Source organism: Rhizobium grahamii (genome assembly GCF_009498215.1).
GTDB classification, from domain to species: domain Bacteria; phylum Pseudomonadota; class Alphaproteobacteria; order Rhizobiales; family Rhizobiaceae; genus Rhizobium; species Rhizobium grahamii_A.
In genome coordinates, this window is sequence record NZ_CP043498.1 from 2,157,302 (window position 1) to 2,172,024 (window position 14,723).

14 protein-coding genes are annotated in these 14,723 nt (G+C 59.8%); 10 read left to right on the plus strand and 4 right to left on the minus strand.

Features of this window, described 5'->3' with window-relative positions; genetic code table 11:
* Positions 1–164: 164 nt before the first annotated feature.
* Positions 165–1,031 carry an extensin family protein gene (locus tag FZ934_RS10500; protein WP_153271020.1) on the plus strand — a complete coding sequence of 289 codons (867 nt, stop codon included), beginning with the start codon at positions 165–167 and terminating at the stop codon, positions 1,029–1,031.
* 96 nt (positions 1,032–1,127) lie between these two features.
* On the opposite strand, the gene FZ934_RS10505 is transcribed toward FZ934_RS10500, so the two are convergent.
* The gene (locus FZ934_RS10505) at positions 1,128–2,807 is read right to left on the minus strand and encodes a formate--tetrahydrofolate ligase (RefSeq protein WP_153271021.1); all 1,680 of its coding nucleotides are present in this window, start codon (positions 2,805–2,807) and stop codon (positions 1,128–1,130) included.
* A 133-nt stretch (positions 2,808–2,940) separates the two neighbouring features.
* On the opposite strand from FZ934_RS10505, the gene FZ934_RS10510 reads away from it, so the two are divergent.
* Positions 2,941–3,453 (plus strand): TIGR00645 family protein, encoded by a 513-nt coding sequence (locus tag FZ934_RS10510; protein ID WP_153271022.1) that lies wholly within the window; start codon positions 2,941–2,943, stop codon positions 3,451–3,453.
* A 254-nt stretch (positions 3,454–3,707) separates the two neighbouring features.
* Positions 3,708–4,427, plus strand: coding sequence for a helix-turn-helix transcriptional regulator (locus FZ934_RS10515; protein WP_153271023.1), 720 nt, complete (start codon positions 3,708–3,710; stop codon positions 4,425–4,427).
* A gap of 5 nt (positions 4,428–4,432) precedes the next feature.
* Here FZ934_RS10515 and FZ934_RS10520 read toward each other — a convergent pair whose 3' ends face one another.
* The 3 genes from FZ934_RS10520 to FZ934_RS10530 form a co-directional block, all read right to left on the minus strand.
* Positions 4,433–5,563 carry a DUF2333 family protein gene (locus tag FZ934_RS10520; RefSeq protein WP_153271024.1) on the minus strand — a complete coding sequence of 377 codons (1,131 nt, stop codon included), beginning with the start codon at positions 5,561–5,563 and terminating at the stop codon, positions 4,433–4,435.
* Positions 5,564–5,661: 98 nt separating this feature from the next.
* Positions 5,662–6,735, minus strand: coding sequence for a hypothetical protein (locus FZ934_RS10525; protein ID WP_153271025.1), 1,074 nt, complete (start codon positions 6,733–6,735; stop codon positions 5,662–5,664).
* Between the two features lie 65 nt (positions 6,736–6,800).
* Entirely contained in the window at positions 6,801–7,403 is a 603-nt protein-coding gene (locus FZ934_RS10530) for a thymidine kinase (protein WP_153271026.1), read from the minus strand.
* Positions 7,404–7,640: 237 nt separating this feature from the next.
* Between FZ934_RS10530 and FZ934_RS10535 the strand changes: the two genes are divergently transcribed.
* From FZ934_RS10535 to FZ934_RS10565, 7 genes are all read left to right on the plus strand, one after another.
* Positions 7,641–8,597: a choline ABC transporter substrate-binding protein gene (locus tag FZ934_RS10535; RefSeq protein WP_113363131.1), complete on the plus strand. Its 957-nt coding sequence runs from the start codon at positions 7,641–7,643 to the stop codon at positions 8,595–8,597.
* 82 nt (positions 8,598–8,679) lie between these two features.
* Complete coding sequence (gene choW / locus FZ934_RS10540; RefSeq protein ID WP_113363132.1) at positions 8,680–9,525, plus strand: choline ABC transporter permease subunit; 846 nt, start codon at positions 8,680–8,682, stop codon at positions 9,523–9,525.
* Entirely contained in the window at positions 9,522–10,571 is a 1,050-nt protein-coding gene (choV, locus tag FZ934_RS10545; RefSeq protein ID WP_153271027.1) for a choline ABC transporter ATP-binding protein, read from the plus strand. Before choW ends, choV begins: the two co-directional genes overlap by 4 nt.
* A 32-nt stretch (positions 10,572–10,603) precedes the next feature.
* Complete coding sequence (locus FZ934_RS10550) at positions 10,604–11,359, plus strand: HugZ family protein (protein WP_153271028.1); 756 nt, start codon at positions 10,604–10,606, stop codon at positions 11,357–11,359.
* 98 nt (positions 11,360–11,457) lie between these two features.
* A complete protein-coding gene (locus FZ934_RS10555) occupies positions 11,458–11,775 on the plus strand; it encodes an ArsR/SmtB family transcription factor (protein ID WP_056823324.1) in 318 nt (105 codons plus the stop codon).
* 253 nt (positions 11,776–12,028) lie between these two features.
* On the plus strand, positions 12,029–13,354 hold the full coding sequence (locus FZ934_RS10560) for an aspartate aminotransferase family protein (RefSeq protein WP_153271029.1): 1,326 nt from the start codon (positions 12,029–12,031) through the stop codon (positions 13,352–13,354).
* A gap of 254 nt (positions 13,355–13,608) precedes the next feature.
* A complete protein-coding gene (locus FZ934_RS10565; protein WP_113363136.1) occupies positions 13,609–14,712 on the plus strand; it encodes a branched-chain amino acid ABC transporter substrate-binding protein in 1,104 nt (367 codons plus the stop codon).
* The last annotated feature ends 11 nt before the right edge of the window (positions 14,713–14,723 follow it).

A 14,723-nucleotide genomic window follows, 5' to 3' on the forward strand; every position in this document is an offset into this window, starting at 1 on the left:
TTTCTGCCGCATAAAAAACATGACTATTTCTGTCAATATACAATGTTCAAAATATCCTGACTTTGGAAATCATGTTTTAATCGCAAGCCTCAACGTTGCGAAATTGCAACGAAATCGACCTCCATACGTTGTAGCTCCGCTGGGACAAAACGACGGATGGAAGCGTGAAAAAGATTTTGGGAATCGCAGCGGCAATCGTGTGCCTCCTAGTTTTGAGCGGTGCTCAGCTTCCGCAAATCGGACCAAAGCCTGACACAAAACCACAGCAACAGGAGACAATAGATACTCGTGCGATCGAGACCGCGCCGAAGCCTCAGCCCAAACCGGAAGGTATAACGACGAACCCGGACAACCCTATTGATAAAGACGCGAAAGCCAAAGGAACAGATGCCGCCCAACCAGAAAAACAAGGCCCAAAGCTCCCGTCACAGCAGTCGCTGGAAGAACAGCACCTGACGATCGAAGCCGAAAGCGATGCCGAGCATTCCGAATGCGTCAGGGAACTACAGAGCCTCGGCGTCGTCTTCACGGATCTCTCGCGCATCGATGATGGCAATGGCTGCGGTATCGACAAGCCGATCAAGGTTTCGGAGGCACTGCCCGGCATCAAGCTGAAGCCGGATGGCGTTTTCCGTTGCCCCGTCGCTCTCGCGCTTGCCCGCTGGATGAAGGAAAGCGTCATTCCCGCGGCAGCCGTCGCGGCGAAGGATCAGGGTGCGATCGTCTCGGTCAACCAGGCCTCCTCCTATATCTGCCGCCTGCGCAACAGCGCCGAGACCGGCAAGATATCGGAGCACGCGCGGGGCAATGCCATCGATGTCGCGAGCTTCAGCTTCGAGAAAGGCGACGACATCGCCGTTCAGCCACGCCGAGAGGACTCAACGCTTGTCGGCGCCTTCCAGCGCACCGTCAGCGCCGCCGGCTGTCTTTATTTCACGACGGTGCTCGACCCCGAAAGCGATGCCGCTCACGAGACGCATTTTCATCTCGATGTGTTGCAGCGTAAAGGCGGCTATCGCTATTGCCATTGATCGCCAATGACTTAGCGGTAGCGGCGGAATCGGTTCCTCAGCGACTTGAATCAAGCCGGCAACAAGATCGAGCCAGCTATCCGCCTGTGGCCTGGCTCAGAATAGCCCCTCGATGTATCCCTGATCGTTGAGATAGATCCGCTCCGCGGAAGGCGATCTCGGCAGGCCGGGCATCGTCATGATCTCGCCGGTGATCGCCACGACAAAACCGGCACCGGCCGACAGCCGAACCTCGCGCACCGGCACGACATGCCCTTCGGGTGCTCCCCTGAGGCTCGGATCGGTCGAGAAGGAATATTGCGTCTTTGCCATACAGACCGGCAGCTCGCCGTAGCCCTGCTCCTCCCAGGCGCGAAGTTGGTCGCGAACAGCCTTGTCGGCCGTCACCTCACCCGCGTGATAGATCTTGGAGGCGACGATCTCGATCTTCTCGAAGAGCGACACATCGTCGGGATAGAGCGGTTGGAAGCGTGCCTGCCCAGATTCGGCAAGCTCGACCACCTTATAGGCAAGCTCTTCAATGCCCGCCGACCCCTCGGCCCAGTGACGGCAAAGAATCGCCTCCGCCCCCAGCCGCGAGACGTAATCCTTCACCGCCGCGACTTCCGCATCGGTGTCGGTGACGAAATGATTGATCGCCACCACGACGGGAACGCCGAACTTCCGGACATTGGCCACATGCCGGCCGAGATTGGAGCAGCCCTTCTTCAGCGCCGCAACGTTCTCGGCACCGAGATCCTCCTTCTTCACGCCGCCATTCATCTTCAATGCGCGCACGGTCGCGACGATGACGGCGGCATCAGGCCGCAGCCCTGCCTTGCGGCACTTGATGTCGAAGAACTTCTCCGCACCGAGGTCGGCGCCGAAGCCTGCTTCGGTCACGACATATTCCCCGAGCTTCAGCGCCGTCTTCGTGGCGATGACAGAGTTGCAGCCATGCGCGATGTTGGCGAAAGGACCGCCGTGAACGAAGGCGGGATTGTTCTCCAGCGTCTGAACAAGGTTCGGCTGCATTGCGTCTTTCAGCAGAACGGCCATCGCCCCATCCGCCTTCAGGTCGCGCGCATAGACGGCGGTCCGATCGCGCCGATAGCCGACGATGATGTTGCCGAGACGCCGTTCAAGATCTTTGAGGTCAGAGGCAAGGCACAGGATGGCCATCACCTCGGAGGCAACGGTGATATCGAAGCCGTTCTGCCGTGGGAAGCCGTTAGCCACGCCACCCAGCGAAGAGACCATCTCGCGCAGCGCCCGGTCGTTCATATCCATCACCCGCCGCCAGGTGACGCGGCGGAGATCGATGTCGAGCTCGTTGCCCCAGTAGATATGGTTGTCGATCATCGCCGCGAGCAGATTGTGCGCGGAGGTGATCGCATGGAAATCACCGGTGAAATGCAGGTTGATGTCTTCCATCGGGATGACCTGCGCGCAGCCGCCGCCGGCCGCGCCACCCTTCACGCCGAAACACGGCCCGAGCGAGGCTTCGCGAATACAGACGATCGCCTTCTTTCCGATGCGGTTCAGCCCGTCGCCGAGGCCGACCGTCGTCGTCGTCTTGCCCTCGCCTGCCGGCGTCGGATTGATCGCCGTGACGAGAATGAGCTTCCCGTCCGGCTTTCCGTCCTGCGCCGCAATGAACTCCGCGCTGATCTTGGCCTTGTCGTGCCCGTAGGGAGCCAGATCTGCGGCCGGGATACCCAGCTTCTCACCGATCTCGAAGATCGGCCTCTTTGTGGCTGCACGCGCGATCTCGATGTCGGACTTATACTCTGTCATATCCCCTCCGGATGCGCTGTTTATTGAAGCGAAATAGCGAACTATGCCGTAAGTTTGAAGAGCAGCAGCGTTGCGAAGACACTGTCATCCCGTCTATCAGCGCACATCGATTCCGTATTTGCGAGAAGAAACCATGAAATCACTCGAGCTCATTGTCGAGCGCATCATTCTTTCAAGCCGTTGGATACTCGTTGTCTTCTATCTCGGCCTGGCGCTGTCGCTCGCGGTTTACGCAGTCTCCTTTGGCTACAAGTTCATGAAGGTCGCTGGCAATGTCTTCCTGCTCGACGAAGGTGAAATGATCCTGGCGATGCTTGGCCTCATCGACGCAGCCCTCGTCGCCAGCCTGATCGTGATGGTCATGATCTCGGGTTACGAGAATTTCGTCAGCCGCTTTGATGAGAGCGAGGATGACGTGTCCTTCATCGGCAAGCTCGACGCGGGCAGCCTGAAGATCAAGGTCGCCTCCTCGATCGTGGCGATTTCGTCGATCCACCTGCTGCAGGTGTTCCTCAATGCCGATCAATACACCGACAGCAAGATCATGTGGCTGACGGTCATGCATCTGGCTTTCGTGGTATCCGCCGTCATGCTCGGATTTCTAGAGCAACTGACGAGGAAGCCCAAAGGCGACACGAAGCTCTGATTACGACTGATTCGCTCCGCGGCATCCGCGGAGCGCACTCTACCCAAAGTCGTCACCCGCATCCCAAGTGCCCGATAAGTCGTATCTCCTTTAGGTTGAGAAAACCGCGTCACAGAGACGAGTTTTCGCACATCAGGCGGTGATTAAATTACGACAGTGTAATTTAATCACTGTGCACGGCGTCAATTCCCGCTAGCAAATATATCAGTTTGTATATCTTATGATTTGAAATGCAGGCAGGCAGGGAATCGTGGATGTCTTACATAGCGACTTCGGAAAGACAGTTGCTTCTTACTGCGGAGATTTCCGCGGTCAAAAGCAAACCGGCGTTTGGCGAAACGCTCTGTCGGATTGCCTCGGCGTTCGGGTTCAAGCACATCACCCTGATGGACGCGCCCTCGCCGGATAACCTCCTGCTGAAACCCCTGTTGATCGAAACGTCGCTTCCGACGGCCTACATAAATCAGTTCGATCGCGCCCGCTTCATGCAACTTCCGCTCTTCTCTTCGGGCGTTTCTGACTCGGTCCTGCCCCGGGTCTGGAACCTCTCGGATGCCAATTGTGTGTTTCCGCCGGAACTGCAGACGTTGAAATACGCCTTCGACATGCAGGTTGGCATCGCCATTCCATGCCGTTCGCTCGATGGAAACAGGCTTCTCTTCTGGATGGCGGGCAATCGCGCGCCGCTCGGCCAGATGGAAGTCAACGAGTTGATGATGATCATGCTGCATGCGATCGAGGCATATAATCAGGTCAGCTCAACGAAAGGCGGCGACTATCCGGCGCTCTCGGCGCGTGAGCGCGAAGTGGTGCGCTGGACCGCACAGGGCAAGACCTCGATCGAGATCGGCCAGATCCTGTCCCTGTCCGATCATACCGTGAATGCCTACATGACGAGCGCGATCAAAAAGCTCGATTGCGTCAACCGCACCCAGCTGGTTGCCAAGGCGATCCGCCTCAAGCTCATCACCTGATCCGATCAGCGGTCGAGTACCGACCGCATCTCGACCAGGTTAGAACGCACCCTCAAAATATAGAATCCCATGGTCGCAAGATGGCTCGGCATGATCCAGCCGTCCTCGCGACCGTTCGAAATAATCGCCGGCTGAATCCGCAGCGCCGCCTGAAACTGCTTCGTCGTGGCTGAAAAAATCGCACCGAGGTTGCGTTCGGCCACCACTCTGGAGAAGTCGGACTGCGCCGCTGTGAGGATCGCATAATAGGCGTAGAGCTGACCGTAGGCGAACCAGAAGCGATCGTCGGCGCGCGTGTCGAACCATCCGCGCGAATGATTGGCGGACCGCTCGGCAAGCACATCGGACGTGCTGCCGAGATCGTTGGCAATCCGGTCGATGAACTGGATCAGGTTGTCGGCGCGACCGTCGAAGACGGCGTTACAGGTGCCAAGGTCGGCGTTGAACTTGCGCAGGCTTTCGATCGCCGAGCGGTAATAGCTCGGGGTTGGCGTCTTTGGCCCGAAGGGGTTCAAACCGAAATACCAGCTGTATTCGTCGAACTGGAGATTGCCGCGTGCATTCTGCAGGTCGTTATTGATGCCTGATGTCCCGCGCACGCGTCCGAGCGTGTCGACAAGCTCGACGGATGTACGCCGGATCGCCTGATTGATGCCGCGCTGGAACGACGCCTTGTTGTCGAGGAAGGGCGTGTGATCCCAGTCGATTCCGAAGAAGCCGAGGCGGTAGAGCAGCATGGAGGAGATCCATGCGTTCTGGTTGACATTGAAGTCGGTCAGGTCCGCCGCGACATCGACGATGGCCGAGCGTTGGCAGGTCTTCGCCGCCGTCGGAGCAGCCCCGGCAGCTGGCGGTATTTCCTGCCCCGCCGGAACGGTCCGTTCGGAGAGGCGGTACTGGTCCACGAACGACGGATTGAATCCCGACCACGATTGCGTCTGCCAGAAGAAGTAGCCGTAGAGCCCGGCAAGCAGCACCACCAGCGCGAGGATCGGCAGCCTTACCATCCATGTCCGCTTCACATACCAGCCGCGCGCGGCCATGAACGGCCAGAAAGCCCATGCCACGAAAAGCCGCAACCAGCGACCGATCACACGTCCGATCGATCTGAAAAAGCCGGCAATCCGATCAAGCATCGTCCACTCCTATGCGGCGAGAGGTTTCGAGCATTGAAATATGTCGTTGCCTGGCAAATCACAATATCATGCTGATATTCTTGTTTCTTCGGCGCGGCTTACGAGCGAAGGAAACGAAACCGCAGGCGCGACGAAATCCCGGTCGTGTCGATGAGCGGCGCATGCGCCTCGCCCTTGTGTTCCTGGCCGAATGCGGGAAAGCGCTCGTCGAATGCGGCATCGGCAGCCCGCTTGCGATGCTCCAGTTCGTGAGGCAGGAGCATGCTCCGCTCGAACAGCGAGATTTCTTCGGCGATGTTGGGGAACAGTTCCGCGGAAATCTGCACCTTGGAGCCGGGAATGTCGGTGTCCACCTGCGCCTGGTAGATGAGCAGGCGTTCCTCGGTGTCGATGGTCAGTTTCCGGATCAGGGCGTTGCAGCGCCCGATCTGAATGTTCAGTTCGTCGACGAAAAGCTGGAAGATGTTGATGAAACGCTCGCGTCTTTCGCTATCGTCGCGCATTTCGTGCTCGCGTGAAGAGATACGCTCCGCTTCGTCCTTCAGGGCTCTGCGCTCCTGCTCCATCCGGTCCCACTCAGCCTTGCTGCCGTAGAGACCGATCCGGCCCTGCGTCGTCAGCGCCTTGGCATTCAGCTCCTTGATGCGGATGCGGGCAATGTCGATCTCGTCGACAAGCCGGCGCCGGCGCTCGACAATGTCGACGAGGTTGCGCTCGGCGGCCTTGTGATAGGCCTGTGCGCTTCCACGATAAGTATGGATCAGCCCGGCAATCGCATTCGATTTGACCAGCAGGTCCTGCAGACGTTGAACGACCGGCGCCGCGCGGACCCGCGCGCCATGCCGGCGCCACATCCGCTGGCGCGAGAAACGCCCGATGAACCGCTCGGAGGCCGTCAGCCCGCGGAAACTGTCGAGATCGGCGGATACCTTGACCGTCAGCGCATCGAGGCTCGACACGAGTTCCGCCAGAAGATCGGTCAATCCCCTGCCGTCGGATATGAAGGCGTGAAAGCGGGTGTTCTCCGCAAGAAAGCGCTCGTCGTCGCTCGCCGCCGGATCGCGGGCGAACTCGCCGACGAATTCGTTGCACAGCGCTGCCGTTCCCGGCAGTTCAGCGGCCAGCACCTGAGCGGCTTCAAATAAGCTGTCGAACGAGAAAGGCTTGCGCACAGGACGCCCCCAGGAATCGAATGGCCGAAATTAGCCTTTCGCTCGGCCAAAGAAAACAGCCGGCGTCAAACCGCCTCGGCAATCCACTCGCCGTTGATCGCATCGTCCCAGTGACGCCGGCAGAGCGAAACGTATTTCTCGTTGCCACCCACCTCGATCTGCGCACCTTCCCGGACCACCTGTCCGCTCCCATCGAGACGCACGACCATGGTCGCCTTGCGGCCGCAATGGCAGATCGTCCGCACCTCGCGCATCTCGTCGGAGATCGCCATGAGCTCCTGCGAGGCCGGGAAAAGCTGCCCACGGAAATCGGTGCGAAGGCCATAAACCATGACAGGGATGTTCATGCGGTCGACGATCCGGGCAAGCTGCCAGATGTGCTCGCGCGTCATGAAATGCGCCTCGTCGACGAAAATGCACGCAATCGGGCCCTCTCCGCCGTTCATATCCTCGATCAGCGAGAAAAGATCGGTGTCCGGTTCGAAGGCGATCGCCTCGGCCTGCAGACCGATCCGCGACCCGATGATCCCGCGTCCAACCCGCTCGTCGAAGGCTGCGATGAGCATGACGACGCGCATGCCGCGCTCTTCGTAATTGTAGGCCGCCTGCAGCAACATGGTCGACTTGCCGGCGTTCATGGTCGAGTAGTTGAAATAGAGTTTAGCCATCACTGTCTCCGTCCCATGCTTCTTGGAAGTTCGAAACGGCGATGAAAAGTGAGGAGTTTCGATTAGCCACAGGAAATTCACCCGTGTGTATTCTCGAAAGCCCGGCAATTCACGGCATTCGAGGAAAAAGCGACGCGTCGCAATCGGATACTGCAATGCGGCGCAAATGCGCTGTGGTCGCTTGTAAAACTCGGCTATTGGTGATTGGCTTGGGAACGTAAGACTGGGAGTCTATAAATGAAAACGACAAGCGCATTCAAACTGATTACCGCCACAGCAGTTGCCGCTCTCTCCGTCGCAACCGCCGCTTTTTCCGCAGATCCCGACAGCTGCTCCACCGTCCACTTTTCGGATGTAGGCTGGACGGACATCACCTCCACGACGGCGACTGCCGCCGTGGTCCTCAAGGGGCTTGGCTACACCCCTGATATCAAGGTTCTCTCCGTTCCGGTGACCTACCAGTCGCTGAAGAACAAGGACATGGATGTCTTCCTCGGCAACTGGATGCCGACGCAGGAAAAGGACGTTCGTCCCTTCCTCGACGACAAGTCGGTCGAGTCCTTCGGTCCCAACCTCGTTGGCGCCAAGTACACGCTGGCAACCAATGCCAAGGGCGCCGAACTCGGCATCAAGGACTTCAAGGACATCGCTGCCCACAAGGATGACCTCGACGGCAAGATCTACGGCATCGAGCCCGGCAACGACGGCAACCGCCTCGTCATGGACATGATCGACAAGAACACCTTCGGCCTCAAGGGCATGGAGGTCGTCGAGTCTTCCGAACAGGGCATGCTTGCGCAGGTCGCTCGCTCCGAAAAGGAAGGCAAGGCCGTGGTCTTCCTCGGTTGGGAGCCCCATCCGATGAACGAGAACTTCAAGCTGACCTACCTCACCGGTGGTGACGACGTCTTCGGCCCCGACTTCGGCGGCGCCAAGGTCTTCACCAACGTTCGGGCCGGCTATCTCAACGACTGCCCGAATGTGGGCGCGCTCCTCAAGAACATGGTTTTCTCTCTCGAGATGGAAAACCAGATCATGGGCAAGATCCTGAACGACGGCGAAGAGCCGGAAAAGGCTGCGACGGAATGGCTGAAAGCCAACCCGACCGCGCTTGATCCGTGGCTTGCAGGCGTCAAGACTCGTGACGGCAGCGGCGAAGGCCTGCCCGCCGTCAAGAAAAGTCTCGGGCTCTGATTGACGACAGGCGGGGTGGTTCAGGCCGCCCCGCTCGTCCTGTCACCGCACTGATTGTTGTTCTTTCTGGATAGGCGAGCCCTTGAACTGGATCACTGACGCTAAAATTCCGATTGGCCCGTGGGCGAAAGCTTTCGTGGACTGGTTGACCTCCAATGCCGACTGGTTCTTCAACGAGCTCGCATTCGTGCTCTCGCACGTCATCGACGGTTTGTTGTTCGTCCTGCAGAAGCCGCACCCGCTGATCGTGATCCTGGCCATCGGCGGGATCGCCTACTGGCTGCGCCGGTCGCTCGTCGTCGCGGTCTTCTCCTGTCTTGGCTTGCTGCTGATCATGAACCAGGGATACTGGAAGGAGACGACCGAAACGCTGGCACTCGTGCTTGCCTCGACGTTCGTCAGCATGATCGTCGGCATTCCGCTCGGCATCGCCGCGGCGCGGCGTGCCTGGGTTTACTCGCTGCTGCGTCCGATCCTGGACCTGATGCAGACCATCCCGACATTCGTTTATCTCATTCCCGCGCTTATTCTTTTCGGCCTCGGCATGGTGCCGGGCCTGATCGCAACGGTCATCTTCGCCATCCCCGCCCCCATCCGCCTGACGCGGCTCGGCATCATCTCGACACCGCCTTCGTTGGTCGAAGCCGCCGAATCCTTCGGCGCGACGCCGATACAGGTGCTGCGGAAGGTCGAACTCCCTTACGCCACGCCGCAGATCATGGCCGGTGTGACCCAGACCATCATGCTGTCGCTGTCGATGGTGGTCATAGCGGCCCTGGTCGGCGCCGACGGCCTCGGCGTACCGGTCGTCCGGGCACTCAACACCGTCAACGTCGCCAAGGGCTTCGAGGCAGGTCTCTGCATCGTCATCCTCGCAATCATCCTCGACAGAATGTTCCGCACCGCGGGTGAAGGAGACGGCGCATGACGGCTGTTCGTTTCGACAATGTCAGCATCGTTTTCGGCGACAAGCCGGAAGGCGCGCTGGCGCTGGCAGATCAGGGCAAGACACGTGACGAGATCGGCGCCGCGACCGGCCTCGTTCTCGGTGTCGCCGATGCCTCCCTCTCGATCGACGAGGGCGAGATCCTGGTCCTGATGGGCCTGTCCGGCTCGGGTAAATCGACGCTGCTGCGCGCCGTCAACGGGCTAGCCCCCGTCGTTCGCGGCGAGGTCACCGTCTCGACAGCAAGCGGCCCGTGCAACCCGTACAAGACCACCGCCAAGGGCCTGCGCGACCTGCGCATGCACACCGTCTCCATGGTCTTCCAGCAGTTCGCGCTGCTGCCGTGGCGAACCGTTGCCGACAATGTCGGCTTCGGCCTGGAGCTGGCCGGCATGGGCGAAGCGGAGCGCAAGAAGCGCGTCGCCGAACAGCTGGAACTGGTGAACCTGACGAAGTGGGCCGACCGCAAGGTCAACGAGCTCTCGGGCGGCATGCAGCAGCGTGTCGGTCTGGCGCGTGCATTCGCCACCGGCGCGCCGATCCTCCTGATGGACGAGCCGTTCTCGGCCCTCGACCCGCTGATCCGCACGCGCCTGCAGGACGAGTTGCTGGAGTTCCAGCGGCGGCTGAAGAAGACGATCCTTTTCGTCAGCCACGACCTGGACGAGGCCTTCCGCATCGGCAACCGCATCGCCATAATGGAGGGTGGGCGCATCATCCAGTGCGGCACGCCGCAGGAGATCGTCAAGAACCCGGCCGATCAGTACGTGGCTGACTTCGTGCAGCACATGAACCCGATCAGCATGCTGACGGCACAGGACGTGATGCAGCCCGGCCTCGGCGAAGCCGCCGGCGCCAGCGTCAGCGGTACCGCTCGCGCGGAAACGCCGCTCATCGACATCCTCGATGCATTGTCGCGCAATCCCGGCAGCATCGGCGTCGTCGAAAACGGCGCGATCATCGGCACGATCTCCTCCCAGGATATCGTCAACGGTCTGACGCAGCACCGCCGCAAAGAACAGGCTTGATCCTTCCGTCCGCTTCCGCCAGAAAAGTGGACATGAAAGATCAAGCTTCCGTTTTGAGAGACACCGACGACGACGCGCGCAAACTTGCGCGCGTTCTGCTTCGTTCCGCTCGTTATGCAGCCATTGCCGTTCTCGACCCCGACACCGGCTTCCCCTTCTCCAGCCGCGTTCTGCTCGGCACCGATATGGACGGCGTGCCCGTCATCCTGGTTTCGGGCCTTTCGACGCACACCCGCGCCTTGCAGGTCGACAAGCGTGCTTCTCTGTTGACGGGCGAACCCGGCAAGGGCGATCCGCTCGCTTATGCGCGATTGAGCACGCAATGCATCGCCGAGCCGGTCGAGCGCGACAGTGCCACACACGATCGCATCCGCACGCGCTTTCTCAACAGGCATCCGAAGGCAAAGCTCTACGTCGATTTTCCCGACTTCCGCTTTTTCCGTCTCGTGCCGCAAACCGCCAGCCTCAATGGCGGGTTCGGCCGCGCCTACATCCTGCCGGCTGACGATCTGACGATTCGTTCTCCCGCGAATGAGGCTCTCGCCGAGCGGGCAGCCGCCATAGTGCAAGAATTAATAGCCGCCGACCCCGAGTTACCAACACGCACTGCGCGCGCGCTTAAAAAACACAACGGTACCGACTGGTACATATGTGGAATCGACTGTGCAGGTTTTGACGTTATTTCGGGAGATTCCCTGCTGCGTCAGGAGTTTGGCGATATCGCACTGACCGTCGAAGCAGTTTATTCACATATATCTAACATAAAATACTCAATACCTGAAATTTAGCTATATACAATCTTGAGAGGGTCTTGATAGTTTTCGCCGTCCCCCAATTTTGGGCCGGCGCATGCGTTTTTGAAATCTGTTTCAAAGGGAAGATCATTATGGACTCAATTGATTTGAGTGAGAACGCCAACGTTGCAGCTGCATTGCTGTCAGCGATGGCGAACCCGAAGCGACTGCTTATCCTGTGCAATCTCGTCAAAGGCGAAATTCCGGTTGGCGCGCTTGCCACCGAAGTCGGCCTCAGCCAGTCGGCTCTGTCGCAGCACCTCTCAAAGCTGCGCGCCCAGAAGCTGGTGAAGACCCGCCGCGATGCCCAGACGATCTACTATTCCAGCAGCTCCGAGCAGGTTATCCGCATTCTCGAAACGCTGACCGAAATCTATGCCGCGCCGCTGCGCGCCAAGTCGGCCGCGTAACAATACGCCGGCAGCCAATTGGGTCTGCCGATAAGCCGCTCCGCCGACGAAATGGAGTGGCACTCTATTTTTCAGCACCTTTGCTATATTTTTTCGACCGGCAAATCTGATTTGTCGGTCGCCGTTTTTGTGCCCGCAAGGCGCTTTGCAAGTCTGCTTGACGCCCGGACAGTCCCTGATAATTTGACCGGGCAGTAAAAAAACCGCTTCAGCCAATACCGGGAACGGCCTCCGAAACGGCCAGGAGAACAGCATGTCCAATCGCCTCAACACCCCAAACGACCTTCGCGCCTTCTGGATGCCGTTTACGGCGAATCGGCAGTTCAAGAAGGAGCCGCGCATGTTCGTCGGCGCAAAGGACATGTACTACACGACCCATGACGGCCGTCAGGTGCTCGACGGCACCGCCGGTCTGTGGTGCGTCAATGCCGGCCACTGCCGCCCGAAGATCACCGAGGCGATCCGCGAACAGGCTGGCGAGCTTGACTATGCGCCGGCCTTCCAGCTCGGCCATCCGAAAGCCTTCGAGCTTGCGAACCGCCTCGTCGACATCGCGCCCGAGGGCATGGACCACGTTCTCTACACCAACTCGGGTTCTGAATCGGTCGAGACTGCGCTGAAGGTTGCGCTTGCCTACCATCGCGTGAAGGGCAACGGTTCGCGCTTTCGTCTCATCGGCCGCGAGCGTGGCTATCATGGCGTCAACTTCGGCGGCATCTCCGTCGGCGGCATCGTCTCCAACCGCAAGATGTTCGGCACGCTGCTGACGGGCGTCGACCACATGCCGCACACCCACCAGCCGGGCAAGAACTCGTTCACCCGCGGCCAGCCGGAGCATGGCGGCGATCTGGCGACGGAACTCGAACGCATCGTCACCCTGCACGACGCCTCGACGATCGCTGCCGTCATCGTCGAGCCGATCGCCGGCTCGACCGGCGTGCTGATCCCGCCGAAGGGCTACCTGCAGAAGCTCCGCGAAATCTGCACCAAGCACGGCATCCTGCTGATCTTCGACGAAGTCATCACCGGCTTTGGCCGCCTTGGCGCTCCGTTCGCCGCGCAGTACTACGACGTCAAGCCCGACATGATCACCACCGCAAAGGGCCTGACCAACGGCGTCATTCCGATGGGCGCGGTCTTCGTGACGTCGGAGATCCACGACGCGTTCATGAACGGCCCGGAACACATGATCGAGTTCTTCCACGGCTACACCTATTCGGGCAACCCGATCGCCTGCGCCGCAGCACTCGGCGCGCTCGACACCTACAAGGAAGAAGGGCTCCTGACCCGCGCAGCCGAGCTTTCCGACTACTGGGCCGATGCGCTGCACTCCCTGAAGGATTGCCCGAATGTCATCGACATCAGGAACACTGGCCTGATCGGCGCCATCGAACTTGATCCGATTGCCGGCGAACCGACCAAGCGGGCCTTCACCGCCTTCCTGAAGGCCTATGAGAAGGGCCTGCTGATCCGCACCACCGGAGACATCATCGCGCTCTCGCCGCCGCTGATCATCGAAAAGCACCACATCGACGAGCTTTTCGGAAAACTCCGCGAAATCCTTCAAAACAACATCTGATCGATGCGTTTCAGGGCCCGTTTTTGCCAGATCAGGCAAAAACGGGCCCTATTTCTTTATCTTCTTGCGAAATCAGCGGTAAATTCCTAAGAAACTTGCTGCGCACTCGCCGAAGCCAAACATGGCAGGCGGATGCCTCGGCCGCGCGGCTGCTCATCGTCTCTTGGCGCATCCCGCAAGGGCTGTTGTACGATCCGGGCTCACCGCGGCGGTAGTTAAATCGCGGGTTTGGAACCCACCCAAGGAGAAAGAAAATGAGTCTGAAGACTTTGTCGGCGGCCCTCGTCGCCTCGCTTGCCTTTGCGCCGCTCGCCCATGCAGACATCACCATCGGCCTCATCGCGCCGTTGACAGGACCGGTTGCCGCCTACGGCGATCAGGTGAAGAATGGCGCGCAGGCTGCTGTCGACGAGATCAACGCGAAGGGCGGCATCCTCGGCGAAAAAGTCATCCTCAAATACGCCGACGACGCTGGCGAACCGAAGCAGGGCGTTTCCGCTGCCAACCAGCTGGTCGGCGATGGCATCCGCTTCGTCGTTGGCCCCGTCACTTCAGGCGTTGCCATCCCGGCTTCCGACGTTCTCGCTGAAAACGGCGTGCTGATGGTCACCCCGACGGCAACCGCCCCTGACCTCACCAAGCGTGGCCTCGCCAACGTTCTGCGCACCTGCGGCCGCGACGACCAGCAGGCCGAAGTCGCCGCCAACTACGTTCTGAAGAACTTCAAGGACAAGCGCGTCGCGATCATCAACGACAAGGGTGCCTACGGCAAGGGTCTGGCAGACTCCTTCAAGGCGACGCTCAACGCAGGCGGCATCAAGGAAGTGCTCGACGACTCGCTGACCCCAGGCGACAAGGACTACAGCGCGCTCACCACCCGCCTGAAGGCCGAGAAGGTCGACGTCGTCTATTTCGGCGGTTACCATCCGGAAGGGGGCCTGCTCGCCCGTCAGCTGCATGACCTTTCCGTCAACGCTGTGATCATCGGCGGCGACGGCCTGTCGAACAGCGAATTCTGGAACATCGGCACCGACGCAGCCGCCGGTACGATCTTCACCAACGCCATGGACGCAACCAAGAGCCCGGACTCCAAGGCAGCTGCCGACGCGCTTGCCGCCAAGAACATCCCGGCTGAAGCCTTCACGCTCAACGCCTATGCAGCGGTCGAAGTCCTGAAGGCAGGCATCGAGAAGGCCGGCAGCGCCGAGGACTCCGAAGCCGTTGCCAAGGCGCTGAAGGGCGGCGAACCGATCTCGACCGCCATTGGCAAGCTGACCTACGGCGAAACCGGCGACCTGACCTCGCAGAGCTTCGCGCTCTACAAGTGGGAAGGTGGCAAGATCGTTCCGGCCGAATAAGCCTTCGATCT

What these genes read in the sequence shown, in the direction of transcription:
- FZ934_RS10510 (WP_153271022.1), top strand. Translation starts at nt 2,941, where the DNA reads ATGAAATCACTCGAGCTCATTGTCGAGCGCATCATTCTTTCAAGCCGT.
- FZ934_RS10505 (WP_153271021.1), bottom strand. Translation starts at nt 2,807, where the DNA reads ATGACAGAGTATAAGTCCGACATCGAGATCGCGCGTGCAGCCACAAAG.
- choV (WP_153271027.1), top strand. Translation starts at nt 9,522, where the DNA reads ATGACGGCTGTTCGTTTCGACAATGTCAGCATCGTTTTCGGCGACAAG.
- FZ934_RS10535 (WP_113363131.1), top strand. Translation starts at nt 7,641, where the DNA reads ATGAAAACGACAAGCGCATTCAAACTGATTACCGCCACAGCAGTTGCC.
- FZ934_RS10565 (WP_113363136.1), top strand. Translation starts at nt 13,609, where the DNA reads ATGAGTCTGAAGACTTTGTCGGCGGCCCTCGTCGCCTCGCTTGCCTTT.
- FZ934_RS10520 (WP_153271024.1), bottom strand. Translation starts at nt 5,563, where the DNA reads ATGCTTGATCGGATTGCCGGCTTTTTCAGATCGATCGGACGTGTGATC.
- FZ934_RS10555 (WP_056823324.1), top strand. Translation starts at nt 11,458, where the DNA reads ATGGACTCAATTGATTTGAGTGAGAACGCCAACGTTGCAGCTGCATTG.
- FZ934_RS10515 (WP_153271023.1), top strand. Translation starts at nt 3,708, where the DNA reads ATGTCTTACATAGCGACTTCGGAAAGACAGTTGCTTCTTACTGCGGAG.
- FZ934_RS10550 (WP_153271028.1), top strand. Translation starts at nt 10,604, where the DNA reads ATGAAAGATCAAGCTTCCGTTTTGAGAGACACCGACGACGACGCGCGC.
- FZ934_RS10530 (WP_153271026.1), bottom strand. Translation starts at nt 7,403, where the DNA reads ATGGCTAAACTCTATTTCAACTACTCGACCATGAACGCCGGCAAGTCG.
- FZ934_RS10560 (WP_153271029.1), top strand. Translation starts at nt 12,029, where the DNA reads ATGTCCAATCGCCTCAACACCCCAAACGACCTTCGCGCCTTCTGGATG.